Raw genomic sequence first — 23,551 nt, 5'->3', positions numbered from 1 at the left:
GCGGCTGATGCGCCTAATCGCGCAATGAGTCGCGCAACTGATCGCGCAACTAAGCGAGCGCCTTCGTCACTGCGCGCGCCGCGAGCACCGGTATCAGGTGCGCCCGATATTCGGGGCTCGCGTGCAGATCGGCGTTCAAGCCCTCCGCGCCGATCGTCACCGCGCGCGCCGCTTGCGCCGTGAAGCTCGCCGTGAGCGCTGTTTCAAGCGCGGCCGCACGAAACACCGACGCCGCCGCGCCCGTCACGGCCACGCGCACGCCCGTGGCGAACTGCGCCACGAACACGCCCGTCAGCGCGAAGTGCGAGGCCGGATTGCGAAACTTTTCGTAGGCCGAACGTTCCGGCACCGGAAACTCGACGGCCACGATCAGCTCGTCGGGTTCGAGCGCGGTCTCGTACATGCCGAGGAAAAAGTCGTCGGCGGCGATGCGTCGCCGGTCCGTCACCACCGTCGCGCCGAGACCGAGCACGGCGGCGGGATAGTCGGCGGCCGGATCGTCGTTGGCGAGCGAGCCGCCGAGCGTGCCGAGCGCGCGCACCTGGCGGTCGCCGATATGCGCGGCCAGTTGCGCGAGGCCCGGCAGCGCGTTCTGGACTTGCGCGTTCGCGGCCACGTCGGCATGGCAGACTGCCGCGCCGATCTTGACCACCTTGCCGTCGACCTGGATCGTCTTCAGCTCGGGAATGCGCGTGACGTCGACGAGCGTGGACGGCTGCGCGAGCCGCAGCTTCATCGCCGCGAGCAGGCTCTGGCCGCCCGCGAGAAATTTGGCGTCCGCGTCGGCGGCGATGGCTTTCACGGCGCCTTGCGCGTCGCCCGCGCGCTGGTATTCGAATGCGTACATGGTGCGCCTCCGCTCAAGGTTGCTGCGACGTGGAAGATGAAGCCGCCTGCATCGCCTGCCACACGCGATGTGGCGTGGCGGGCATCTGCAGGTCCTTCACGCCGAGCGGCGCGAGCGCGTCGAGAATCGCGTTGATGACGGCGGGCGGCGAGCCGATCGCGCCCGCCTCGCCGCAGCCCTTCACGCCGAGCGGATTGTGCGTGCAGGGCGTGCCTTTCGCGGTCTCCACGTTGAACGAGGGCACGTCGCTCGCGTGTGGCATCGCGTAGTCCATGTACGAGCCGGAGAGCAACTGGCCGCTATCGGTGTCGTAGACACAGCGCTCCAGCATCGCCTGGCCGATGCCCTGGCCGAGCCCGCCGTGCACCTGGCCTTCGACGATCATCGGATTGATGACGTTGCCGAAGTCGTCGACGGCGGTGAAGCGCTGGATGCGCGTCTCGCCGGTATCGGGATCGACTTCCACTTCGCAGAGGTACGCGCCCGACGGATAGGTGAAGTTGGTCGGGTCGTAGAAGGCGCTTTCGTCGAGCCCCGGTTCGAGCGTCTCCAGCGGATAGTTGTGCGGCACGTAGGCCGCGAGCGAGATTTCGGCGAAGGTCTTGCTGCGGTCGGTGCCCGCGACGCGGAACACGCCGTCGGCGAATTCGATGTCTTCCACGCCCGCTTCGAGCATGTGCGCCGCGATCTTCTTCGCCTTCGCCTCGATCTTGTCGAGCGCCTTCATGATCGCCGAGCCGCCCACCGCGATCGAGCGCGAGCCATACGTGCCCATGCCGAACGGAATGCGCGCGGTGTCGCCGTGCACGATTTCGATCTGCTCGATCGGCACGCCGAGGCGGTCGGCGACCACCTGCGCGAAGGTCGTTTCATGCCCCTGGCCGTGGCTGTGCGAGCCGGTGAAGACCGTCACCGAGCCGGTCGGATTCACGCGGATCTCGCCCGCTTCGAACAGGCCCGCGCGCGCACCGAGCGCGCCCGCGATGTTCGACGGCGCGAGGCCGCAGGCCTCGATGTAGCACGAGTAGCCGAGGCCGCGCAGTTTGCCTTGCGCCTTCGATGCGTCGCGCCGGGCGGGGAAGCCCTTCACGTCGGCGATTTCCAGCGCGCGCGAGAGGCAGGCTTCGTAGTCGCCGGTGTCGTAGGTGAGGCCCACGGGCGTGGCGTACGGGAAGCTCGTGATGAAGTTGCGGCGGCGGATGTCGGCGGGATCGATCTGCATCTCGCGCGCGGCGGTCTCGACCAGACGCTCGACCACGTAGGTCGCCTCGGGGCGTCCCGCGCCGCGATACGCGTCGACGGGCACCGTGTTCGTGAACACGGCCTTCACCTCCGCGTAGATCGCGGGCGTGGCGTACTGGCCCGCGAGCAGCGTGGCGTAGAGGATGGTCGGCACGCTCGACGCGAAGGTCGAGAGATACGCGCCCATGTTCGCCGTGGTGTGCACGCGCATCGCGAGGAACTTGCCGTCCTTGTCGAGCGCGAGTTCGGCCTTCGTCACATGATCGCGGCCGTGCGCGTCGGAGACGAAGGACTCGCTGCGCTCGGCGGTCCATTTCACCGGACGGCGGATCTGCTTCGAGGCCCACGTGAGCGCCACGTCCTCGGCGTAGAGGAAGATCTTCGAGCCGAAGCCGCCGCCCACGTCGGGCGCGACGATGCGCAGCTTCGTTTCCGGCAGCCCGAGCACGAACGCGGCCATCAGCAGACGCTCGACGTGCGGATTCTGGTTCGCCACGTAGACCGTGTAGCTGTCGTCGTGCTGCGCGTAGCTCGCGTTGACGGCGCGCGGCTCGATCGCGTTCGGCACCAGCCGGTTGTTGACGATGTCGAGCGTGGTGACGTGCGCGGCCTGGGCGAAGGCGGCGTCGGTGGCCGCCTTGTCGCCGTGGCCCCAGGTGTAGCAGGTGTTGTTCGGCACGCTGTCGTGCACGAGCGGCTGGCCGTCGTCGGCGGCGCGGGCCGTGTCGACGATGGCGGGCAGCTCTTCGTAATCGACATCGATGAGTTCGGCGGCGTCCTTCGCTTCCTTCAACGATTCGGCGATCACGAGCGCGACCTGGTCGCCCACGTGCAGCGCCTTCTCGTGCGCGATCACGGGATGCGGCGGCTCGTGCATCGGCGAGCCGTCGATGCTGTGGATCAGCCAGCCGCACGGCAGGCCGCCCACGCTGGCGGCGGCCACGTCCGCGCCGGTGAACACGGCCACCACGCCGGGCGCGGCTTTCGCGGCGCTCGTATCGATGCTGCGGATGCGCGCGTGCGCGTGCGGCGAGCGCACGAACACGGCGAAAGTCTGCTGGGGAAGGACGACGTCGTCGGTGTACTGGCCCGCGCCGGTGAGGAAGCGATAGTCTTCCTTGCGCTTCACCGAGGCGCCGATCATGCGCGGCTGGGAGTCGGGTGCGTTCATGGCGGCCTCCCTCGTCAAGCCGCCGAAGCGGTGGCGGGTTGCGCGGCGCCTTGCTCCGCGGCCTGCATCGCTGCGGCGCCCTGGACCACGGCCTTCACGATGTTGTGATAGCCCGTGCAGCGGCACAGATTGCCGTCGAGGTTCGCGCGCACGTCCGCTTCGGTGAGGCCCGGACACGAGTCCGCGAGCGCCACCGCGCTCATCACCATGCCGGGCGTGCAGAAGCCGCATTGCAGGCCGTGGCAGTCGCGGAAGGCGGCCTGCATCGGATGCATCGCGCCGTTGGCGGCGAGGCCTTCGATGGTCGTCACGTTCATGCCGTCGCACTGCACGGCGAGCGTGTTGCACGATTTGACCGCGCGGCCGTTCAGATGCACGGTGCAGGCGCCGCATTGGGCCGTGTCGCAGCCGACGTGCGTGCCGGTGAGGCGCCGCTGCTCGCGCAGGAACTGGACCAGAAGCGTGTGAGGTTCGATCTCGGCGGTCACGGGCTGGCCGTTGACCGTGAGGCTGAGGCTGATCGCCATGAACTGTCTCCTTTCGCCCCGGACCGACGCGCGCGCATCGCGCCCGGGTTCCACACTCGGTGAGGATCGGATACCGGCCTGGCCCCGCATTCACCACTTGCCCCGCGATGCCGCCTGCGATCTTTCGTCCGGCGCGCCAGAAAGCGCGAAGGGTGCGAGGACGCACCTGCCGCGCGGCGCGGATTCGGCGCGCGCGGCCAGGACGAAAGCGGGGACGAGGGTCCGGCTGGTGCTGTGTTGTTCAGTGTCTGGGATGCGTGCTGCGTTGCTGCTGCTGTGTTGCCGATGCGTTGCTGCTGTACTGCCGTTCCACTGGCTGACGCGATGATGCTCGGCACAGTAAAGCACACTTTGCCGTTTTACGCTGCGCGGGCTTTTACTCGCCATTCGCGGCGTTTTTCGGCGATTTTCCGCGTGTTTTCGACGTTTTTTGCACTGCGGCTGTTTTGTGCGCGCGCATGAAAAACGGCCCGTTCGGACAAGCCGGAACGGGCCGTTGCAGCGCAGCGAAAGCGCGCCGTGTAGTGCGCCGTGAAGCGCGTGTGCTTACTGTTCGTGCGGCTGATGCGCGAGGCGCGAATGGCGGCGCGAGTAGCCGAAGTAAATCGCCATGCCGATCAGCAGCCAGACGACGAACGCGATCCACGTGACGCGCGCGAGGTTCAGCATCAGGAACAGGCACGAGCCGACGGCGAGAATCGGCACCACCGGCACGCCGGGGCAGCGGAACGCGCGCGGCAGATGCGGGTGCGTCTTGCGCAGCACGAGCACGGCGATCGACACCATCGAGAACGCGGCGAGCGTGCCGATGTTGATCAGCTCGGCGAGCACGTTCAGCGGCACGAGCGCGCCGATCAGGCCGAAGAAGATGCCCACGAGCCAGGTCGTGAAGAACGGCGTGGCGAAACGCGGATGCACCTTCGAGAGCTTCGCGGGCAGCAGGCCGTCGCGCGACATCGCGTAGATGATGCGGGTCTGGCCGTAGCTCATCACGAGAATCACGGTGAGCATGCCGAGCACGGCGCCCAGATCGATGAAGCCCGCGACCCACGGCTGGCCCGCCACCTGTAGCGCGTACGAGACCGGGTGGCCGATGTTGGCGAACTGCGCCGACGGCACGATGCCCGTGACCACGGCGGCGACCGCCACGTAGAGCACCGCGCAGACGGCCAGCGAGGCGATGATGCCGGCGGGCAGATCGCGCTTCGGATTTTTCACTTCCTCGGCGGCGGACGAGACCGCATCGAAGCCGATGAAGGCGAAGAACATCACCGCGGCCGCGCCGAACACGCCGTTCCAGCCGTTGGGCATGAACGGATGCCAGTTCTCGGGCGTGACGTGGAACGCGCCCACGGCGATCACGAGCAGCACGACCGTGACCTTGATCGCGACCATGATGTTGTTGATGCGCGTCGATTCGCGCACGCCGATCGCGAGCAGCGCCGTGATGCCCATCATCACGAGGAAGGCGGGCAGGTTGAACAGCGTGTGCACGCCCGGCACCGCGCCCGGCGCGGCCGTGAGCGCGGCGGGCAGATGCACGCCGAAGCCGCCGAGCAGCGATTGCAGATAGCCCGACCAGCCGACCGAGACCGCCGAGCTGGCGAGGCCGTATTCGAGCATCAGATCCCAGCCGATGATCCATGCGATCAGCTCGCCGAGCGTAGCGTACGAATAGGTGTAGATCGAGCCGGCGACCGGAATCGTCGAGGCGAATTCGGCGTACGAGAGCGCCGCGAAGCAGCAGGCCACGGCGGCGATCAGGAACGAGACCATCAGCGCGGGGCCGGCCTGCACGGCGCCGGTGCCGGTCAGCACGAAAATGCCGGTGCCGATGATCGCGCCGATGCCGAGGAAGGTGAGGTCCAGAGCGCCGAGGGCCTTCTTCAGGCCGGCGCCCTGCGCGCTCGCCTTCAGCATGTGTTCGACGTTCTTCTTGCGAAAGAGGGACATTTGGCGGGGAACTCCAGGTAGAACGCGCGGGGCGCCGATCGGATGGGATCGCGCCCGCGTGCCGTATGTCGGGGAAACCTGTAATTTTATCCGATTGCGGTGTCGGAACCTGCTCAATCGGGTCGGAAGCGGCTCAGAAGCCGCCCGAAGGCGCGGTCGATTCCGCCGCAAACGGTCGCGGGCGCGCGCGATCCTTGCCGGGGCATCGGCGAATCGGCGAATTCATTACTGAATCAAGGGCTTATGGCGAGAAGCCTGCCTGAGTGCGGCTGTGCGCGCTGGAACGTGGAGGCGTGCGGCGGGCGCGGCGCGGTGCGGTGAGCGCGGGGTGCGGCAAGCCGCCGCCGCACCTCGGTGGCGAATCCGCGCCGCTCAGAAGCTCGCGGTCGGCGCGAGATCGACGAGCTGGTTGCTCATCGCGTAGAAGGTCAGCTCGGCGTTGTTGTTGAGCTTCATCTTTTCGAGCAGGCGCGTGCGGTAGACGCTGACCGTCTTCACCGAAAGCGAGAGCGTGTGCGCGATGTCGGTCAGGCGCTTGCCCGAGGCGAGCATGCAGAGCGTCTGATACTCGCGGTCCGAAAGCTTCTCGTGCGGCAGCTGCTCGGCGTCGACCAGCACGTAGTCGGCGAGCGCTTCGGCCATCGCCGGGCTCACGTACTTGCGGCCGCTCGCGACCTGCTGGATCGCGGCCGTCATCTGCGCGGCATCCACGGTCTTCGACAGATAGCCCGACGCGCCGGCCTTCAGCGCGCGCACCGCGTATTGATCCTCGCGATACATCGAGAACATCAGCACCGGCACGCGCGGCGCCTTTTTCTTCGCGCGCTTGAGCACTTCGATGCCGCTCATGTCGGGCAGCGAGATGTCGAGCAGGACCACGTCGCAGGCGTGGCGCGCGAGCGCGACGAGCGCCTCGCTGCCGGTCTGCGCTTCGATCACTTCGGTGGCGATGCCGCGGTCGATCAGCAGCTGGCGCACGCCCTGGCGCACCACGGCGTGATCGTCGACGAGCAGGATGCGCAGGGTCATGAGCGGGCGTCCCAGGCTGAATTCTGAAGGGAGGTCGGGGCGGCGGCCGGGTCGGCGCTCGCGCCCGTGCAGAGCGTGTCCCAGACGAAGCGCGCTTCCACGGTCGTGCCGGGGCGTGGCTGGCCCGGCTGCGCCGTGGCGGCGCGCAGCGTGCCGCCGAACGCGGCGCAGCGCTCGCGCATGCCGGAGACGCCGTAGTAGCTGCGGCTGGCGGCGCCGTGGGCGTCGTCGCGCGCGTGCTGGGTGTGCGGGGTGTCCTGCTGGCGGCTCTGGCGCTTCACGCGCCGTGCGGCTTCGCGCGACAGGCCCACGCCGTCGTCGGTGACGGTGAGGATCAGCTCGCGTTCGGTGCTGTCGAGGCGCACTTCGACGTGCGCCGCCTGGGCGTGGCGCGCGACGTTGGTGAGCGCTTCCTGGGCGACGCGGAACACGGCCAGCGCGGCCTCGGCGGGCAGCGCCGCGAGGCGCGCGTCGCAGCTGCCGCCGGCGAAGCGCGCGCTCAGACCGGTGCGCGAGGCGAAGCCGCGCGTCCAGCGCTTGAGCGCCGTCGCGAGGCCCGCGTCCAGTTCGGGCGCGTGCAGGCCGTCGAGCACGTGGCGCACGGCGTTGGCGGCGTCGTCGAGCGAGCGGGCGACCAGCGCGAGCGCGTCGGCGCATTGCGGCGGCGCGTCGGCGGGCAGCCAGGTGTAGACGTTGGCGATGGCGAAACGGGTGGCGGCGAGTTCGGCGCCCACGCTGTCGTGCAGCTCGCGCGCGAGGCGATGGCGCGCCGCCTCGTCGGCATGCACGCGCGCGGCGCCCGCCGCAACAATCTGCCGCTGCACGCGCGCGATGGCGTCGAGCGCGGCGCGTGCGCCGTCGGCGTTGGCCAGCAAGGAGAGGCCGCCGCCCGCGTGGCTGGCGCGCGCCGCGGGCGCGTCCGCGCCAGGCGCGCACGCGTTGCCCGCGGCGTAAATCGACGTATCCATCCTTCCCCCGTAGAGGAACCGGTCCCGCGTGGTTCCCTGCTCTGCGCCTGTCGGCCCGGCGGTCCCGTCGCGTCGGAAAGCGGGACCCCGAATAGCTCGGCGCAGCGTAACGAAATTTACATCCGGTAACAACCTGACGAGACTCTGTCAGGCGTGCCGAAGTGGCCGATGTTGCGCCGCGATATTATCCCAAAAAAAGAAAAAATACAGTCGGGAAAGGCTTTAGCGGCGAAACCTGAGAGCTGGCATGAAGTCCGGCCCGGGTGCGATTCTCCGATTTCTGTCAGAAAAACACTGACAAGAAAGCTACGCGAATTCGGCGAAAAATGTAACTGCCAAGCTAGTTTATGCGCAGTGCTGTTGCGTGCAAACCGCGAAAAAAAACCGGAGCGCGAGGCTCCGGTTCTTTGTGGGGCGCTGCGGCCTTTCGCCGCTGCCGTCGACGCAATCAGCCGACGAATGCCTTTTCGATCACGTAGTGACCCGGCTCGTTGTTGCTGCCTTCCTTCAGGCCGGCCTTTTCGAGGAGTTCGACCGTGTCGCGCAGCATGTGCGTGCTGCCGCAGAGCATGATGCGGTCGCGTTCCGGCGTGAATCCCGGCAGGTCGAGGTCGGCGAACAGCTTGCCGGTGTCGATCAGCTCGGTGATGCGGCCGCGGTTGTCGAACACTTCGCGCGTGACGGTCGGGTAGTAGACCAGCTTTTCGCGGACGATCTCGCCCAGGTACTCGTGCTCGCGCAGTTCTTCGGTGATGAACTCCTTGTACGCGAGTTCATCGACGAAACGGCAGGTGTGCGTGAGGACGATCTTGTCGAAGCGGTCGTAAATGTCCGGGTCCTTGATGATCGACATGAACGGCGCGAGGCCCGTGCCGGTCGAGAGCATCCACAGCACCTTGCCGGGCAGCAGGTTGTCGGCCACCAGCGTGCCGACGGGCTTCTTGCCGATCAGCACCTTGTCGCCGACCTTCAGATGCTGAAGGCGCGACGTGAGCGGGCCGTCCGGCACCTTGATGCTCAGGAATTCGAGGTGTTCCTCGTAGTTCGCGCTCGCGAGCGAGTAGGCGCGCATCAGCGGCTTGCCGTCCACTTCGAGGCCGACCATCGTGAACTGGCCGTTGTCGAAACGCAGGGCCTGGTCGCGCGTGCAGGTGAAGCTGAAAAGCGTGTCGGTCCAGTGATGGACGCTCAGAACGGTTTCTTCGGTGTGTTTGCTCATGGTTCCTGATGATGCGAAACGAGGTCCGCCGGACGGGGCGTTCCTTCCGGCCGTGCATGACGGTGCATGACTGGCCCGGTATGACGATGCGCGGCGCGCGGCTCGGACATCCGGTTGCTACGCGGTATGCCGCTGCGAGCCCGCAGCCTCGATGCGAACGAGGCGCAATCCGCCATTTTACCGCGTGCGCGCCTCGTGGGCGGCGCCGCGTCGCAAGGGGCGGGTGGCCCGCGTGAGGCGAGGCATCGTGCTGGCGCCCGCACGCGCGCGGCGTGGCGGGTGACGCTGGCAATCGCCTGGCAATCGACTGGCCATCGCTTGGCATTTCCGGCGTTGGCTGGCAATCGACTGAAATCGGCGGGCGCTGGCGGCGCCGTGGCGCGCCGGGCCGAATTTGACCCGATTTAGTCCGGTTTCGATTCGATTCGAAGCGAATCCGGCCGTCCTGCCCGTTCCGCCGGGAGCGGGCGCGCTTGCCGCGAGCGGCGCGCGTCGTGAACGAGGCGCGCCTGCGAATGTTCGCCCCAGATGATACCGGAACGTCTGACAGGCCGCACCATTGACCCTGATGGCGGGGCAGATTCGCGACGGTCTAGAGACCGCTTGAAACCGCTCAGGATGCCTCAGCAGACGTTGGCGGGTTTTAGCGGACGTCGCTGCTTTTCAGCGGTTGATCGGCGGTTGATCGGCGGTCGATCAGCGGTTGATCAGCGGTCGGCGGCGAGCTTGGCGGCGAGACCGATCAGCGCCGTGCCGCAGAACGCATCGATCGGGCGGCGCAGGCGCTGATAGCCGCGCTGCGTGCGTTGATCGGCGAACAGCAGCGCGAGGCCCGCGTGCCAGCCGAACGACATCGTCGCCACCAGCGCGAGCGCCGCGCCGTAGAACCACGTCGGCGGATGCGCGGGAAAGACCGCCGCGAACACGCTGGTCCAGAACACGCAGGATTTCGGGTTGGTCAGGCAGGTGAGAAAGCCCGCGCGCCAGGTGCGCAGCCACGCGCGGCGGTCGGGCGGCGGCAGCGGTGCAACGGGAGCGCTGGACGCGGCGGGCTGCGATGCGGTGTCGCGGCGCATGCCCGCGCGCAGCAGCTTGAGGCCGAACCACAGCAGATACAGCGCGCCGCCGATACGCACGCCCTGATAGAGCCAGTCGATGTGCTGAAGCACGGCGGCGAAGCCGAGCATCGCGAGCGCGGCCCAGAGCGTGGAGCCCGTGCCGACACCGAACGCCGACGCAATGCCGAGACCGCGCCGCCCGGCGAGCGAAAGCTGCGTCACCATGAAGAAGTTCGGGCCGGGGCTGATGAGCGCGAACAGGTAGACGACGGCGATCTGGAGCAGGGTGGCGAGGTGATGCACGCGAGGCCTCGGAAGCGGAAAACGCACCATCGAGGCGCGCGACGCGACATATTAACGCGCTTGCTTCGCAGACCCTGGGAAGTTTTTCGACTGTCGCGCGCGTGCCGCGCTGGCGGTTCGCCCCGCACGCGACCGACGCGCCGACGCGACCGACGCCCCGTCTCGCGTCACTCCAGCCGCAGCCGCGCCATATAAGGCAGGTGATCGGAGAGCCACGCCGTTTCCTGCGGCGGCGTGATCAGCTCGACGGGCTGGAGGCCGCGCACGAACATCTTGTCGAGCGCGAGCGCGGGCGAGAACGCCGGGAACGTGCGCGCGGGCTCGCCGAGCAGCGTCGCCACTTCCTGCAGGCCGTGTTCGGCGAACAGCGGCACCGAGTCGTTGCGCCAGTCGTTGAAGTCGCCCGCGAGCACGAGCGGTCCTTGCGGCGCTTCCTTGGCGATCCAGTGGGCGATCCAGTGCATCTGCTTGAGGCGCGCGCTGCGCGTGAGCGCGAGGTGCGCGCACAGCAGCGTCACCTGCTGGCCGGCCACGCTCGCGCGCGCGACCAGCAGGCCGCGCCGCTCGAAGCGATGCGCGGAGATGTCCCAGCGTCCGCCCAGATCGAGCGGATGCGGCGACAGAATGGCGTTGCCGTGCCGCCACGACGGCTTGAACACATTCGGCCCGAGCGCGATCTGCAATTCGAGCGCGTGGGCGATTTCGGTGGCCTGGCATTCCCAGACATCCTCGATCGGATCGCCGAGCGGCGCGCCGAAGGTGGAGGCGAGCACCGGCTGCGGCAGACGCCGCGCCATCGCTTCCTGAAGGAACCAGGCGTCGGCGTGGGTCGACTGGACCCAGCGCCGCATGGCTTCCCAGGCCTGAAAGCCAAGCGGTGAGCGGCCCTTGTGCAGGTTCCAGCTCACCGCGACGAAGTCCCCGGCGTGGGCCGGGTCCATGTCGATGAGAGGTTGTTCGAGATTTCGCATGCGTGTGTTGCCGAGTGTTGCTACGCGTTCTGAGGCGGGGATGAGGCGGCAGCCGAAGGGGGGGCCGAAGGGGGGCGCCGCGCTCCGGTTCGTGGCGACCGGCGCGCCGTCAGGGCCCCGCGGCGGGCGGCGCGAGGTTCGCGCGCACGCGGTAGACGAGCTTGGGATCGTGATCGACGATCGGCCAGCTCACCCACTGGCCGGCGGGCACGTTCAGGCCCGGATGGCTCGCGTTGACCTGGCGCGGCTGCGGCGGCAGCTTGCAGCCGTCGGTCGTTTTCGGCGCGACGTTGTTTTCCAGCGTTTCCTGGGCGTCGATGGCGAGCACCACGCCGCTGGCGTTGGCTTGCAGCGGCGAGACCGTGATCGTGCGTTGCAGGTCGATGCTGCCCGCGGGCTGATCCTTGCAGCCCACGTTGTGCGTGACGACCTTGTGGTGCGTGTCCGTGCGCGCCTGGCCGACCGTGGTCGAGCCCTCGAAACTGTCGATCTTCTGGCCGTCGCGGTCCACTTCCAGCGTCCAGTTGACGACGCCTTGCGGCGCGAGCGGCGCAGCCGAAGCGGACGCGGCGGGCGCAGCCGATGCAGCGGACGCGGGCAACGTGCCCGATGCGCCCGATGCGGCCGCCGTGGGCGCGGGATTCGTCACCGTAATCGACGCGGCGACCGGCGGCGGCGCGGTTTGCGCGGTTTGTTGGGCCTGCGCGTTCGCAGCCAGCGCGCAGGCGGCGACGAGTGCGGCGCTCAGGCCGTTCTTCCATAACGTCATCTCGACAGGCTCCATGCTCGGCAGGGTTCGTTATGACCTTCGATCCTATACCGGGTTCGCGAACACCGCGCTTGCGGCCGCCGGATTCTGGCGCCATCGCGCGGCTTTTCCGATGCTCTCCAGCGTCCCGGTGCGCGCGGCGACCCCCGTATTTCCTTGATGTGGGGACAAGGGCGGCGCGTTTCCATCGCTAATTACGAGAAAACTGTTACAGCAAATGGAGTGCCGGAGCCGCCGTTCAAAATCGATTCGACCCCGCTCAACCTGGCCCCGATAACCCTGCCGCTGCCCATGTACGCCAGCGCGCCTTCGCCATGCACGCGCGCCGATGCCGTCCGGCGCGCGGCGTACAATTTTTGGACAAGCTCGGAGCGAGCGGGAGGCGGACGCAGCGTCATGGACCAGATCGAATGTGTGGTGATCGGCGCGGGCGTGGTCGGCCTCGCCGTGGCGCGCGCGCTGGCGGCGCGCGGACGCGAGGTGATCGTGCTGGAGGCCGCCGACGCCATCGGCACCAGCACCAGTTCGCGCAACAGCGAGGTGATTCACGCGGGCCTCTACTATCCGCGCGGCTCGCTGAAGGCGTCGCTGTGCGTGCGCGGGCGCGAGATGCTCTACGACTACTGCGCGTCGCGCAACGTCGCGCACGCGCGCTGCGGCAAGCTGCTGGTCGCCACCGCGCCCGCGCAGATCCCGCAACTGGAGGCGATCCTCGCGCGCGGCAAGGAAAACGGCGTGTTCGACCTCACGCGCATTACCGGCTCGGAGGCGCTCGCGCTCGAACCGGCGCTCGAATGCGTGGCGGCCGTGTATTCGCCGCAGACGGGCATCGTCGACAGCCATCAGCTGATGCTCGCGCTGCAAGGCGACGCCGAGCGCGACGGCGCGGTGATCGCGCTGAAGTCGCCGGTCGAGTCGATCGACGCGAGTCCGAACGGCTTCGTGATCCGCACCGGCGGCGACGCGCCCACGGCGATCCGCGCCGCCGCGCTCGTCAACAGCGCGGGGCTGCACGCGACGCGGCTCGCCAAACGCATTCGCGGTCTCGATCCGCGCCACATTCCGCCGCTCTATCTCGCGCGCGGCAATTACTTCAGTGTGACGGGGCGCGTGCCGTTTTCGCGGCTCATCTATCCGATGCCGAACGAGGCGGGGCTGGGCGTGCATCTGACGCTCGATCTGGGCGGCCAGGCGCGCTTCGGTCCCGACGTCGAATGGATCGAGTCGATCGATTACGACGTCGATCCGCGTCGCGCCGACGCCTTCTACGCGCAGATCCGCAGCTACTGGCCCGCGCTGCCCGACGGCGCGCTGCAGCCCGCCTACGCGGGCATTCGTCCGAAGCTCTCGGGTCCGGGCGAGCCCGCCGCCGACTTCGTGATCCAGGGCGGCGCCTCGCATGGCGTGCGCGGGCTCGTGAACCTGTTCGGCATCGAGTCGCCGGGGCTCACGGCGTCGCTCGCGATCGCGCAGCGCGTGTGCGAGATGACCGGACCCGGTTGATGGCGCGGCGCGCAGGGTTGCGATGATGCGCGTCTCTTATCTCCAGCATTGCAGGCTCACGCGGCGCGGCATCGTTGCTATGCTTCTCGCGCGCCGTCGTCAGAACGGCGTTGCCCACAATACTGGAGTAAGTCCCATGAAATCGTCCCGCCGCAGCTTTCTGATCACGAGCCTTGGCGTCGCCACGACCGTTGCGCTGTCGCGCCAGGCCTTCGCCGATGCGCCGAAGGCGTCCGAATCCGATCCCACTTCGCAGGCGCTCGGCTACAAGCTCGACGCTACCAAGGTCGACAAGGCCAAGTTCGCGAAGTACGCCGCCGGCCAGGATTGCAGCAACTGCACGTTCTACCAGGGCAAGGCCACCGACGCGTTCGCGCCGTGCCCGATGTTCGGCGGCAAGCAGGTCGCGGGCAAGGGCTGGTGCAGCGCCTATAACAAGAAGGCTTAAGCGCTTTTCGCGGCACTCAGGCCAAACGCGGCGCGCGAATCTAGACGCGCGCCATCAGCAGAGGCGGACGCTTGCCGAACCACGGCCGCGCCGCCTCCAGCTGCGCGGCGAGGCGCAGCAGCAACGCGTCGTGGTTCTCGCGCGCCGCGAACTGCACGCCGATCGGCAGGCCGCGCGCATTCCACATGAGCGGCACCGTCATCGCCGGCTGCCCGGTCATGTTGAAGATCTCGGTGCAGCCCGCCCACGCGAACGCCTTGTTCGCGGCTTCCGTCAGCAGTTTCCTCATCAGCGCCTCGACCGGCATCGCGGTGACGGCGCGCATCTGCAAGCGCTCCGACTGCGTGGGCTTCAGTTCGCCGATCTTCACGGGCGGCCTCGCGAGCGACGCGCACAGGATCACGTCGAAGCGTTTCATCAGATCGTCGAAGCGCGCCGTGATGCGCTGCTGCTCCTCGAGCGCGGCGGGCAGTTCGCGCTCGCCGAACTTGCGGCCGATGTGCGCCATCGCCCACGTCGAAATCTCGAAGTCCTGGCGGCGCGGCTTGATGCCCGTGATGCTGTCGGCGTTCAGCACGTATTGCTCGGCGACGATCGACCAGATCATCAGGAAGGCTTCGCGTGTGGCCGTGAAATCCATGCCCAGTTCGATCGGCTCGACGATATGGCCGAGCGAAGACAGCAGCTTCGCGGCGTCGTCGAGCGCGTCGCGCGCGTCGGGCGAGAGCACGTCGGCGAACAGCGGATCGGTGATGTAGGCGATGGCCAGCGGCTTGCCGCCGCCGAGCGGCGCGCGCGCGGCCGCGAGAAAGCTGCCCGGCGCGCCGGGCGCGAGACCGGGATCGCCTGCGAGCAGATCGAGCATCAGCGCGCTGTCACGCACGCTGCGCGAAATCGCGAGATCGACGCCCAGTTCGCCGGGCGGGCGCGCCAGATCCGTGGTCGGCTGGTTGCCGCGCGAGGGCTTGAAGCCGAACAGGCCGCAGCACGAGGCCGGAATGCGGATCGAGCCGCCGCCGTCGGATGCGTGCGCGAGCGGCAGGATGCCGGCCGCGACCGCCGCCGCCGCGCCGCCGCTCGAACCGCCGGGCGTGTGATCGAGATTCCACGGATTGCGGCACGGGCCGAACAGCTCGGGCTCGGTGTAGGGCATCTGCCCGAGTTCGGGCGCGCTGGTCTTGCCGAAGATGTTCAGGCCCGCCGCGCGGATGCGCTGGACCACGGGCGCGTCGGCGGCCGGAATGTAATGGCGATAGTGGCGGCTGCCGAGCGTCATGCGCAAGCCGGCGACGGCCGCGCCCAGATCCTTGACGAGAAACGGCACGCCCGCGAGCGGACCTTGCGCGAGCGCATCGACGCCGTCGCCGTCGCGCTCGATGCGCTGGGCGCGTTTGCGCGCGCTGTCGTAGTCCTTGAGCACGATCGCGTTGATCGCGGGATTGGCGGCCTCGGCGCGCGCGATGGCGGTGTCGAGCAATTCGCGCGCGCTCACGTCGCGGCGCTGCACGAGTTCGGCGAGGCCGATGGCGTCGTATTCCAGATAGTCGGACTGCAAGGCGCGCGCTCCCGGTTGGCGTCGTGAGTGAAGTCGGCGGATATCGGCCATGGCCGGGCTGACGCATCGCCCCAAAAGAAAAACGGCCATTGCAGCGATTCTGCCGCAATGGCCGTCATCAGGCGATGGATGCGATCGAAGCGATCGAATCCGTCGCGCCGATCAGCGAGGCTCGCTTAGAGAGGCTCGCTCAGAGATGCTCGGCGAGGAAGCTCAGCGTGCGGCCGTGCGCGAGCACCGACGCGTTCTGGTTGTACGACGCGCGCACCGAGCAGTTGAAGCCGTGATCGGCGCCCGGGTAGATATAGACGTCGGCGTTGTCGCGGCCCGCGAAACGCTCCTTCACCTGGCCGACCTGATCGAGCGGAATGCCGTGATCGAGTTCGCCGTAGTGGAACAGGATCGGCTGCTTGATCTTGTCGGCGAGATCGAGCTGCGTGTGGATGCCGCCGCCGTAGTACGACACGGCCGCGTCGACCGAGCCGTTGCCCGCCGCCATATACGCGAGACGGCCGCCGAGGCAGTAGCCGATGGCCGCGACCTTGCCCGTGCACTCGGGCAGCTTGCGCAGCGTGTCGGCGGTCGCCGCGATGTCCTGCACGACGAGGTTGAAATCGGTGGCCTTCATCAGCTCGATGCCGCGGTCGCGGTCGGCGCCCGTGTATTCGAGTTCGACGCGCGGCGCGCTGCGCCAGAAGATGTCCGGCGCGATCGCGACGTAGCCGTCGAGCGCATATTGCTCGACCACGTCACGGATATGGCCGTTCACGCCGAAGATCTCCTGGATGATGACGATGCCGGGGCCCTTGCCGCCTTTGGGCAGGGCGAGATAGGCGCCGAAGCTGTCTTTGCCGGCGGGAATATCGATCCATCGAGTCGTTACGCTCACGTTGCTCTCCTTCTTCGCGAATGGGGTGCGGCCAGGTTCGTGCGGCCCGGGCCGTTAAAACGGGGAGCCAGTTTGCCATAGGCGCGACTCAGTCTGCAGCGTGCGTCGTTTGCGCAAGCGGATCGTAATATTTTCGCCGATTAGCGGTGAGGGTTTGGGCGAACTCCGCGCGCGTCCATCCATGCGCGGACAACATCAATCCCATTCGCCATTGACCCGCATGGATGACCGAAACGGTTCCCCTGTTTGTTCAATTCCGTTGTCATCCGCGCGTCATCAATTAAACGAAGGCTGACTTTAAAGACGCGCATATAGCGAGGAATCCGAACTCATTTTCGCGCGATGAAAATGCGCAAACGTTGGCCTCTCCCGGCGCTTGAAGATTCATTGTCGTCAAGCAGTCAAAAATACCGTCTGCCTAACTCGCCAAAAATCTCAAAAAAATATTCGGGCGCACCCTGGAAGGGGCTTTCTAAAGGATTGCAAACATATTTTGAAAGCCTTGCGGAGCAAGGCGCAGCGGGCTTTTTGAGGATTTCGCGCGGGGCTCCGGTGAAAACCTATTGGTACTCGCCCCGATATCTGAAAAAAGTCCCCCAAATTAATTTGATCACCTACACTTGCGCGCAAGTATGGTGCGCGAACGCTGTCACAAACGGCATTCGAAACCATACTGGCCAGGTGCATCAAGGATGCATCCTGCGTGGTCGTCCGACGGGGAGCGACACGTTCGGGGCGCGGGGGCACAGGGCGATTACGTTGCTTTTGGGTTCGAAACTGGAGACTTACATGAATATCAAGCTTCACAAGCTGTTGCCGATCAGCGCCGCAGCCATGCTGTTCGCGTCGTTCGCAACGGTGGCGAGCGCCGACGTCACGGTCAAGATTGGCCACGTTGCGCCGTTGACGGGCGGGATCGCTCACCTGGGCAAAGACAACGAAAACGGCGCGCGTCTCGCAGTCGAAGAGATCAACGCGAAGGGTCTGACGATCGGCGGCCAGAAGGTCACGCTCGCACTCGACGCGCAGGACGACGCGGCCGACCCGCGTACGGCCACGCAGGTCGCCCAGAAGCTCGTCGACGACAAGGTCGTGGCAGTCGTTGGCCACCTGAACTCGGGCACGTCGATTCCGGCTTCGAAGATCTATAGCGATGCGGGCATCGTGCAGATCTCGCCGTCGGCAACGAATCCGGCGTACACGCAACAGGGCTTCAAGACGACGTATCGCGTGGTGGCGACGGACGCGCAGCAAGGTCCGGCACTCGCGAACTACGCGTCCAAGAGCCTGAAGGTCAAGAGCGTCGCGATCGTCGACGACTCGACGGCTTATGGCCAGGGTCTCGCGAACGAATTCGAGAAGACCGCCAAGGCGCTCGGCATGAACGTGCTGTCGCATGACGCGACGAACGACAAGGCCGTCGACTTCCGCGCGATTCTCACGAAGATCAAGGGCGAAAACCCCGACGCGATCATGTACGGCGGCATGGACGCCACGGGCGGCCCGTTCGCCAAGCAAGCCAAGCAGCTTGGCCTGCGCGCGAAGGTGCTCGCGGGTGACGGCGTCTGTACCGACAAGCTGGCCGACCTCGCCGGCGACGCGACCGACAACATCGTGTGCTCGGAAGCGGGCATGGCGCTCGAAAAGATGCCGGGCGGCAAGGAATTCGAAGCGAAGTTCGAGAAGCGCTTCGGCCAGCCGATCCAGATCTACGCGCCGTTCACGTATGACGCGGTGTACATCATCGTCGACGCGATGAAGCGCGCGAACTCGACCGATCCGGCCAAGATCCTCGCCGCAATGCCGACGACGGACTACAAGGGCGTGATCGGCGAGACGACCTTCGACTCGAAGGGCGACCTCAAGCACGGCGTGATCTCGCTGTACAACTACAAGTCGGGCAAGAAGTCGCTGCTCGACGTGGTGAAGATGTAAGAGCCATGCGCACGGCGCGGCCTTCGGGCGGCGCCGCGTGACGTGCTGTTCATCGATCATCGATCATCGATGAAAAAAGCCCGCGGGTCTTTGGACTCGCGGGCTTTTTGTTTTGAGGCGGCGGAGCGCGCCTAGCGATCTTCGCGCGTATGCCACAGACGCAGAATATAGATCGTCGACTGCTGGATCTCGTAGCGCATTTCGTAGTGGCCGACGAGCAGGCGGCGCACTTCGCGCGGCTCGAATTCAAACAGTTTCTCGCCGATGCGCGGATTGGCGATCAGCAGATTGGGCGCTTCGACGAGCGAGCGGACGAGACGCGCGGCCGCAGGCTGGTTGACCGGGGCAAGGAAGTCATAGAGCCGCGTCAGGTCCGAGAGGCCCTTGCCGGTCCATTTCAATTCCATCAGCGCGGCGCCGGCAGCGGTTGATCCGTAGTCAGACTATCGGCCCAGGCTCGCACCGCCTGGTGGTCGATGACGTGGCCGGCATCGACGTCGGCGAGCGCTTCGCGCGTCAGCCGCTCGCGTTCTTCTTCCTGATCGATCCACGCCGAGAGCGCCTGCTTGACGATCCACGCGGGCGAACGCTCGAGGCGTTCGGCCAACTGGTCGACTTTCTCGGCGAGCGGCATGGGCACGTTTGCGGTCAGCGTGCGGGTTTCAGCTTGTGTCATGGGCAACTCCCCATCAGAGAATCCATCTTCGATCATACCGAACCCCGGCGCTGGCGACGCGCGCGCACGTCGGCGCGCCAGTCGCAACATTTGATCGCACAAAAGTCGCGATGCTGCCGCACGGCTCAAATCCCCAGCCTTCTCAACACCTTCGGCGCGGCGAACGCCACCAGCGCGGCGCACAGCGCGACCACCGACAGCCCGACGGTGAGATTCGTCACCTGCGTAATGCCGCCGATCACCACCGGCCCGAACAGCAGCCCGAAATACGCGATGCCCGCGACGTGCGCGAGCCCTTCGGCCGCGTGGATGCCCTTCACGCGCGCGGCGGCCGCGAACAGCACCGGCATCATGTTCGCGAGGCCGAGGCCCATCAGCGTGAAACCCGTGAGCGCGGTGAACGAGAACGGCAGCAGCAGCGCGCCGATCATGCCCGCGCAGGCGAGCGACGCGCTCACCATCACGAGTTGCGGCGCACCGAAACGCGCGCGCACGGCGTCGCCGGCGAAGCGCGCGATCGCCATCCCGCCCGAGAACGCCGCGTAGGCGGCGCTCGCGAGCGCGGGCGTCGAGAGCACCACGTCGCGCATGTAGACGGTCGCCCAGTCGTACATCGCGCCTTCGGCGATCAGGGCGATCAGCGCGATTGCGCCGAGCGCCCACAGCGCGGGCGTGCGCCAGCGGTTGCCGGTTTTCGCGTGCTCGCCATGCGCGGCATGCGGCACGTGCGGCAGCACGGCCGGGCACGAGACGGCCAGCACCAGCGCGGCCAGCGCCGACGCCAGCAGCAGATGCAGCGCGGGCGCCATGCCGCGCGCGAGCAGCGCGCCGCCGATCGCCGCGCCCGCCATGCCGCCCAGGCTGAACATGCCGTGCAGCCCCGACATGATCGGCTTGCCGACGGCTTCCTCGACGGCGCTCGCCTCGGCGTTCATCGCGACGTCGAGCGTGGCCATGCCGATGCCGAACGCCGCGAGCACGACGATCAGCATCCAGTAGTACGGCACGACGAGAATCAGCGCGCCGCAGACGCTCATCGTGATGCCGCCCGCGAAGCAGGCGCGGCGCGAGCCCACGCGCGCGATCCACGTGCCGATCGAGGTCATCGCGGCAATCGAGCCGCCCGCCACCGCAAACAGCGCATACGAGAGCATGGCGGCGTTCAGGTGGAACTTGTCGCGCACCGTCGGCACGTGCACGCCCCACGAGGCGTACATCATCCCGGCGACGAAAAAGAGCGCCATGGTCGCGATACGGGCGCGATGACGCCTGGCGGCGGGCAGGGCGCGATGGACGGCGGCGGGCTGCGCGTGGAGCGCGGGATCGGTGGCGTGGTTGGACACTGGAAAATTCCGGCGGAGGGTGGCGGCTATCTATAGAAAGGGCGGCAGGCTGCGGCAATAAGCCGTCTGAAAGCCAGGCGATGATTTTAGCCAACGCGCGCGCAGGCTGCTCGCCGCGCCGTGGCCTGCTCTAATAGTGGAATCGTGGAACGCGCCGCCGCTGTTTTTACCTCGCGCTTTCCACTTATTAACATTGATTGCCGCCGCCGCCCGGCAAACCCATCGTCCGAGGACACCGCCGTGAAGATTCCCGCTCATGCCCCGCTGCATCTGCTGCATCAGGTGTCCGTCGGCGCGCTCGCCACGCACGCGCGCGAGCCGCACGGCTTTCCGTATCCGACGCTGCTGCCGTTCGCCGTCGACGCGCGGCACCGGCCCGTGATCCTCGTGAGCCGCCTCGCCGAGCACACGCGCAATCTGCAAGGCGATCCGCGCGCGGGGCTGCTGATCGCGCAGTCGGGGCCGCTTTCCGGCCAGGCGGGGCAGGCCGGCTCGCGCGGCGAGGACGCGCTGAGCGCGGCGCGCATGACGCTGCTCGGCCTGTTCGAGCCCACCGATGCCGACGCGCAATCGCCGCTCGCGCGCCGCTATCTGCGCTATCAGCCCGACGCCGCGCGTTATCTCGAACTCGGCGACTTCACGTTCTGGGTGATGCACGTCGAGCGCCTGCGCTATATCGGCGGTTTCGGCGCGATGGGCTGGCTCGACGGCAACGACATCGACGAACTCGAACCGCTCGCCGCCGGGGACGAAGACGCGCTGATCGACGCCTTCGAGGCGCATCCCGCGCGCCGTGCCGGACTCGAATTGCTGGGCGTGGACCGTTATGGCGCCGATCTCACCGTGGATGGACTGCGTACACGCTTCGTTTTCGAGGAACCGCAAACCGATACGCCATCCTTGCATGCTGTGCTAATCGACTGCATTGAGCGCCATGCCACCTGAATAATCCTTCTAACTGCGTGCCGCCGCGTGTGGGATTTTGTCGATTGTTGCGATGCGCCATTGTCAGATAAATAGGGCATCAGACGAAAAGTTCTCATGGCATGAAATGTTTTGCGAATTCTTACCATTTAATTTTCATAAGCTGCCAGTTGTGTGAATCGGAATTATCTGGAAAAAGCGGCATTCAGTAAAAATACTGATTTGCATGCAATGAAAGCGTCTTTATGACTTGCGGCGGCGCAGAACACTTCGAAATCTGTTTTAATTATTTTTATTGCGCGCGCTTTTCCGGGGATTCATTTCTGTGTTAATCTCGCCTCCAATTTCCGAGGCGAATCACCTGTCAATCGGCATACTGGCGCAAGATCGGTAGCCATTATCAACGAACCATCAAGGCACCTTTACTCATGTCGTCATACAAGGAACTTCTCGCACAGCGAGAGAAGCTGGAGCAGCAGATTGAAGAGGCGAAGGCGCGTGAATATGCCGAAGTCCTCGACGAAATCAAGCAGAAAATGGCCGATTACGGCATTACGCTCGCCGAACTCGGCGGCGGCCGTGCAGCGGGCAAGGCAGCGAAGCAAGCCAGCCGCTCGCGCGCCAGCGTCGCGCCGAAATACCGCGATCCCGACAGCGGCAGCACGTGGTCGGGCCGCGGCAAGCCGCCGCGCTGGATCGCCGGCAAGGATCGCGAGAAATTCCTGATCCAGAAGTAAATCGCCTGAAAGTGGTTCAAGGGCGGACCATAAAGTCCGCCGGCCAGAAAAGCCGCGCAGTCACGGGGAATGACGCGCGGCTTTTTTGTAGTCGTTTATGTCGCCTTCCTTACGTATTCTTACGTTCCGTTTCACTATTCTGATTCGTCAATCGCCCTGCCTGGCGGATTAAGCCATGCCGCATTGAATAGGCACGCCGACTTCATATCCTGAATGCGAATGCGACGCCTTCTCGTAGTCGCCTGATTTAAAAGAAGAATCCAGGGTTATCTCCAATTAGGGACGGCATCGCCATTACAATCGCGATATTCTGACCTCGCTGTTCCAGACATGGCTTCCTCTGTCGCCGAGACGTTTTCCGATAAACAGCGCGTGGCGCGCAAGACCACGCTGGTCAGTGTCGCCCTCAATGCGGTGCTGGTGGTGCTGCAAATCATCGTCGGCGTGATTGCGCATTCGCAGGCATTGATCGCGGACGGCGTCCATTCGCTTTCCGATCTGGTCTCGGATTTCGTCGTGCTCATCGCGAATCGCCATAGCGGCGCAAAGCCGGACGCCGATCACAATTACGGCCACAGCCGTTATGAAACCGTCGCTTCATTATTTCTCGGCGCCATATTGATTACGGTCGGCGTGGCGATGCTCGCGCGCGCCGGCACGCGTATCGCGAATCTCGACGATATTCCGCCCGTGCATGCGAGCGCGCTTGCGGTGGCGGTGCTCGTGCTGATTTCGAAGGAAGGGCTGTTCCGCTACATGCTGCGCGAGGCGCAGCGCGTGCGCTCGGCCATGCTGATCGCGAACGCGTGGCATGCGCGTTCGGACGCGGCGTCGTCGCTGGTGGTGGCGCTCGGCATCGTCGGCAGCTTGATGGGCGTGCGGCTGCTCGATCCGATCGCGGCGGCCATCGTCGGCTTCATGGTCGCGCGCATGGGCTGGGTGTTCGGCTGGGACGCGCTCCAGGATCTCTCCGACCGCGCGCTCGACGAGGCCGCCACGGCCGATCTGCGCGCGCTGCTGCTGTCCACGCCGGGCGTGCTCGACGTGCATGAGATGCGCACGCGCAAGACCGGCGACCTCGCGCTGGTCGACGCGCATATTCTTGTCGATCCGCTGATTTCCGTGTCCGAGGGGCATTACATCGCCGAGATGGCGCGCGAGCGCGTGCTCACCGATGCCCGCGTGCTCGACGCGCTGATCCACGTCGATCCCGAGGACGACATGCTCGCGCGCTCGGTCGCGAGCCTGCCGCCGCGCGACCGGGTGGCCGCGGCGCTGCGCGAGGCGCTGGCGGCGCGCGGCGTGGCGGTGGAGTCGGTGACGCTGCACTATCTGAGCACGGGCCTCGAAATCCAGGCCGTGATCGCACCGGGCGGCGAGGCGCGCGCGCTCGACGCCGCCGATCTCGACGCGCTCAGGCGCGAACTCGGCGCGAGCCGGCTGGAAGCGGTGCAGTCGCTTGGCGGGCGCGCCTGAGGTTTAAC

21 protein-coding genes are annotated in these 23,551 nt (G+C 66.6%); 6 read left to right on the top strand and 15 right to left on the bottom strand.

What is annotated here, in order from left to right; genetic code table 11:
* Positions 1-49 precede the first annotated feature (49 nt).
* The 10 genes from U4Y88_RS19195 to U4Y88_RS19150 form a co-directional block, all read right to left on the bottom strand.
* Positions 50-847, bottom strand: a complete 798-nt coding sequence (locus U4Y88_RS19195; RefSeq protein WP_321785671.1) for a xanthine dehydrogenase family protein subunit M — start codon at positions 845-847, stop codon at positions 50-52.
* Between the two features lie 13 nt (positions 848-860).
* Positions 861-3,260 carry a xanthine dehydrogenase family protein molybdopterin-binding subunit gene (locus tag U4Y88_RS19190; RefSeq protein ID WP_321785669.1) on the bottom strand — a complete coding sequence of 800 codons (2,400 nt, stop codon included), beginning with the start codon at positions 3,258-3,260 and terminating at the stop codon, positions 861-863.
* 14 nt (positions 3,261-3,274) lie between these two features.
* Positions 3,275-3,787: a (2Fe-2S)-binding protein gene (locus tag U4Y88_RS19185; protein WP_224005240.1), complete on the bottom strand. Its 513-nt coding sequence runs from the start codon at positions 3,785-3,787 to the stop codon at positions 3,275-3,277.
* Positions 3,788-4,333: 546 nt separating this feature from the next.
* Positions 4,334-5,740: an amino acid permease gene (locus U4Y88_RS19180; protein WP_224005243.1), complete on the bottom strand. Its 1,407-nt coding sequence runs from the start codon at positions 5,738-5,740 to the stop codon at positions 4,334-4,336.
* 372 nt (positions 5,741-6,112) lie between these two features.
* Entirely contained in the window at positions 6,113-6,769 is a 657-nt protein-coding gene (rqpR, locus tag U4Y88_RS19175) for a response regulator transcription factor RqpR (RefSeq protein WP_224005246.1), read from the bottom strand.
* The gene (locus tag U4Y88_RS19170) at positions 6,766-7,737 is read right to left on the bottom strand and encodes a sensor histidine kinase (protein ID WP_321785667.1); all 972 of its coding nucleotides are present in this window, start codon (positions 7,735-7,737) and stop codon (positions 6,766-6,768) included. Before U4Y88_RS19170 ends, rqpR begins: the two co-directional genes overlap by 4 nt.
* A gap of 448 nt (positions 7,738-8,185) precedes the next feature.
* On the bottom strand, positions 8,186-8,956 hold the full coding sequence (locus U4Y88_RS19165; protein WP_224018287.1) for a ferredoxin--NADP reductase: 771 nt from the start codon (positions 8,954-8,956) through the stop codon (positions 8,186-8,188).
* Positions 8,957-9,663: 707 nt separating this feature from the next.
* The gene (locus U4Y88_RS19160; RefSeq protein ID WP_415774462.1) at positions 9,664-10,347 is read right to left on the bottom strand and encodes a LysE family translocator; all 684 of its coding nucleotides are present in this window, start codon (positions 10,345-10,347) and stop codon (positions 9,664-9,666) included.
* A gap of 137 nt (positions 10,348-10,484) precedes the next feature.
* Complete coding sequence (locus U4Y88_RS19155; protein WP_405045075.1) at positions 10,485-11,288, bottom strand: endonuclease/exonuclease/phosphatase family protein; 804 nt, start codon at positions 11,286-11,288, stop codon at positions 10,485-10,487.
* Between the two features lie 109 nt (positions 11,289-11,397).
* On the bottom strand, positions 11,398-11,889 hold the full coding sequence (locus U4Y88_RS19150) for a hypothetical protein (RefSeq protein ID WP_321785842.1): 492 nt from the start codon (positions 11,887-11,889) through the stop codon (positions 11,398-11,400).
* 327 nt (positions 11,890-12,216) lie between these two features.
* Between U4Y88_RS19150 and U4Y88_RS19145 the strand changes: the two genes are divergently transcribed.
* Positions 12,217-13,560, top strand: coding sequence for an NAD(P)/FAD-dependent oxidoreductase (locus U4Y88_RS19145; RefSeq protein WP_415774461.1), 1,344 nt, complete (start codon positions 12,217-12,219; stop codon positions 13,558-13,560).
* 136 nt (positions 13,561-13,696) lie between these two features.
* A complete protein-coding gene (locus U4Y88_RS19140) occupies positions 13,697-14,008 on the top strand; it encodes a high-potential iron-sulfur protein (RefSeq protein ID WP_224018279.1) in 312 nt (103 codons plus the stop codon).
* A gap of 40 nt (positions 14,009-14,048) precedes the next feature.
* On the opposite strand, the gene U4Y88_RS19135 is transcribed toward U4Y88_RS19140, so the two are convergent.
* Together U4Y88_RS19135 and U4Y88_RS19130 are read right to left on the bottom strand one after the other, a co-directional pair.
* The gene (locus U4Y88_RS19135; protein WP_321785663.1) at positions 14,049-15,563 is read right to left on the bottom strand and encodes an amidase; all 1,515 of its coding nucleotides are present in this window, start codon (positions 15,561-15,563) and stop codon (positions 14,049-14,051) included.
* A gap of 190 nt (positions 15,564-15,753) precedes the next feature.
* Positions 15,754-16,452, bottom strand: coding sequence for a dienelactone hydrolase family protein (locus U4Y88_RS19130; protein ID WP_224018276.1), 699 nt, complete (start codon positions 16,450-16,452; stop codon positions 15,754-15,756).
* Positions 16,453-17,241: 789 nt separating this feature from the next.
* Between U4Y88_RS19130 and U4Y88_RS19125 the strand changes: the two genes are divergently transcribed.
* Positions 17,242-18,387 carry a branched-chain amino acid ABC transporter substrate-binding protein gene (locus U4Y88_RS19125; RefSeq protein WP_224018275.1) on the top strand — a complete coding sequence of 382 codons (1,146 nt, stop codon included), beginning with the start codon at positions 17,242-17,244 and terminating at the stop codon, positions 18,385-18,387.
* Between the two features lie 131 nt (positions 18,388-18,518).
* Here the strand turns inward: U4Y88_RS19125 and U4Y88_RS19120 are convergent, their stop codons facing one another.
* From U4Y88_RS19120 to U4Y88_RS19110, 3 genes are all read right to left on the bottom strand, one after another.
* Complete coding sequence (locus tag U4Y88_RS19120; protein WP_321785661.1) at positions 18,519-18,794, bottom strand: type II toxin-antitoxin system RelE/ParE family toxin; 276 nt, start codon at positions 18,792-18,794, stop codon at positions 18,519-18,521.
* Positions 18,794-19,063, bottom strand: a complete 270-nt coding sequence (locus U4Y88_RS19115) for a CopG family ribbon-helix-helix protein (protein ID WP_321785841.1) — start codon at positions 19,061-19,063, stop codon at positions 18,794-18,796. Before U4Y88_RS19115 ends, U4Y88_RS19120 begins: the two co-directional genes overlap by 1 nt.
* 125 nt (positions 19,064-19,188) lie before the next feature.
* Entirely contained in the window at positions 19,189-20,406 is a 1,218-nt protein-coding gene (locus U4Y88_RS19110; RefSeq protein WP_415774460.1) for an MFS transporter, read from the bottom strand.
* 240 nt (positions 20,407-20,646) lie between these two features.
* Between U4Y88_RS19110 and U4Y88_RS19105 the strand changes: the two genes are divergently transcribed.
* The 3 genes from U4Y88_RS19105 (at position 20,647) to U4Y88_RS19095 (ending at position 23,543) form a co-directional block, all read left to right on the top strand.
* Positions 20,647-21,351, top strand: a complete 705-nt coding sequence (locus tag U4Y88_RS19105) for a HugZ family protein (RefSeq protein WP_321785659.1) — start codon at positions 20,647-20,649, stop codon at positions 21,349-21,351.
* A 407-nt stretch (positions 21,352-21,758) separates the two neighbouring features.
* A complete protein-coding gene (locus tag U4Y88_RS19100; RefSeq protein WP_205996037.1) occupies positions 21,759-22,067 on the top strand; it encodes an H-NS family nucleoid-associated regulatory protein in 309 nt (102 codons plus the stop codon).
* Between the two features lie 330 nt (positions 22,068-22,397).
* Positions 22,398-23,543: a cation diffusion facilitator family transporter gene (locus U4Y88_RS19095; protein WP_224018267.1), complete on the top strand. Its 1,146-nt coding sequence runs from the start codon at positions 22,398-22,400 to the stop codon at positions 23,541-23,543.
* Positions 23,544-23,551 lie beyond the last annotated feature (8 nt).

It is taken from the genome of Paraburkholderia sp. J94, from assembly GCF_905220285.1.
GTDB lineage: Bacteria > Pseudomonadota > Gammaproteobacteria > Burkholderiales > Burkholderiaceae > Paraburkholderia > Paraburkholderia tropica_A.
Note: the sequence above shows the minus strand (reverse complement) of the source record. Positions and strands in the feature narration are given on the sequence as shown.

What these genes read in the sequence shown, in the direction of transcription:
- U4Y88_RS19155 (WP_405045075.1), bottom strand. Translation starts at nt 11,288, where the DNA reads ATGCGAAATCTCGAACAACCTCTCATCGACATGGACCCGGCCCACGCC.
- U4Y88_RS19095 (WP_224018267.1), top strand. Translation starts at nt 22,398, where the DNA reads ATGGCTTCCTCTGTCGCCGAGACGTTTTCCGATAAACAGCGCGTGGCG.
- U4Y88_RS19195 (WP_321785671.1), bottom strand. Translation starts at nt 847, where the DNA reads ATGTACGCATTCGAATACCAGCGCGCGGGCGACGCGCAAGGCGCCGTG.
- U4Y88_RS19140 (WP_224018279.1), top strand. Translation starts at nt 13,697, where the DNA reads ATGAAATCGTCCCGCCGCAGCTTTCTGATCACGAGCCTTGGCGTCGCC.
- U4Y88_RS19170 (WP_321785667.1), bottom strand. Translation starts at nt 7,737, where the DNA reads ATGGATACGTCGATTTACGCCGCGGGCAACGCGTGCGCGCCTGGCGCG.
- U4Y88_RS19115 (WP_321785841.1), bottom strand. Translation starts at nt 19,063, where the DNA reads ATGACACAAGCTGAAACCCGCACGCTGACCGCAAACGTGCCCATGCCG.
- U4Y88_RS19120 (WP_321785661.1), bottom strand. Translation starts at nt 18,794, where the DNA reads ATGGAATTGAAATGGACCGGCAAGGGCCTCTCGGACCTGACGCGGCTC.
- U4Y88_RS19190 (WP_321785669.1), bottom strand. Translation starts at nt 3,260, where the DNA reads ATGAACGCACCCGACTCCCAGCCGCGCATGATCGGCGCCTCGGTGAAG.
- rqpR (WP_224005246.1), bottom strand. Translation starts at nt 6,769, where the DNA reads ATGACCCTGCGCATCCTGCTCGTCGACGATCACGCCGTGGTGCGCCAG.
- U4Y88_RS19145 (WP_415774461.1), top strand. Translation starts at nt 12,217, where the DNA reads ATGTGGGGACAAGGGCGGCGCGTTTCCATCGCTAATTACGAGAAAACT.
- U4Y88_RS19100 (WP_205996037.1), top strand. Translation starts at nt 21,759, where the DNA reads ATGTCGTCATACAAGGAACTTCTCGCACAGCGAGAGAAGCTGGAGCAG.
- U4Y88_RS19160 (WP_415774462.1), bottom strand. Translation starts at nt 10,347, where the DNA reads ATGGTGCGTTTTCCGCTTCCGAGGCCTCGCGTGCATCACCTCGCCACC.
- U4Y88_RS19185 (WP_224005240.1), bottom strand. Translation starts at nt 3,787, where the DNA reads ATGGCGATCAGCCTCAGCCTCACGGTCAACGGCCAGCCCGTGACCGCC.
- U4Y88_RS19180 (WP_224005243.1), bottom strand. Translation starts at nt 5,740, where the DNA reads ATGTCCCTCTTTCGCAAGAAGAACGTCGAACACATGCTGAAGGCGAGC.
- U4Y88_RS19165 (WP_224018287.1), bottom strand. Translation starts at nt 8,956, where the DNA reads ATGAGCAAACACACCGAAGAAACCGTTCTGAGCGTCCATCACTGGACC.
- U4Y88_RS19125 (WP_224018275.1), top strand. Translation starts at nt 17,242, where the DNA reads ATGAATATCAAGCTTCACAAGCTGTTGCCGATCAGCGCCGCAGCCATG.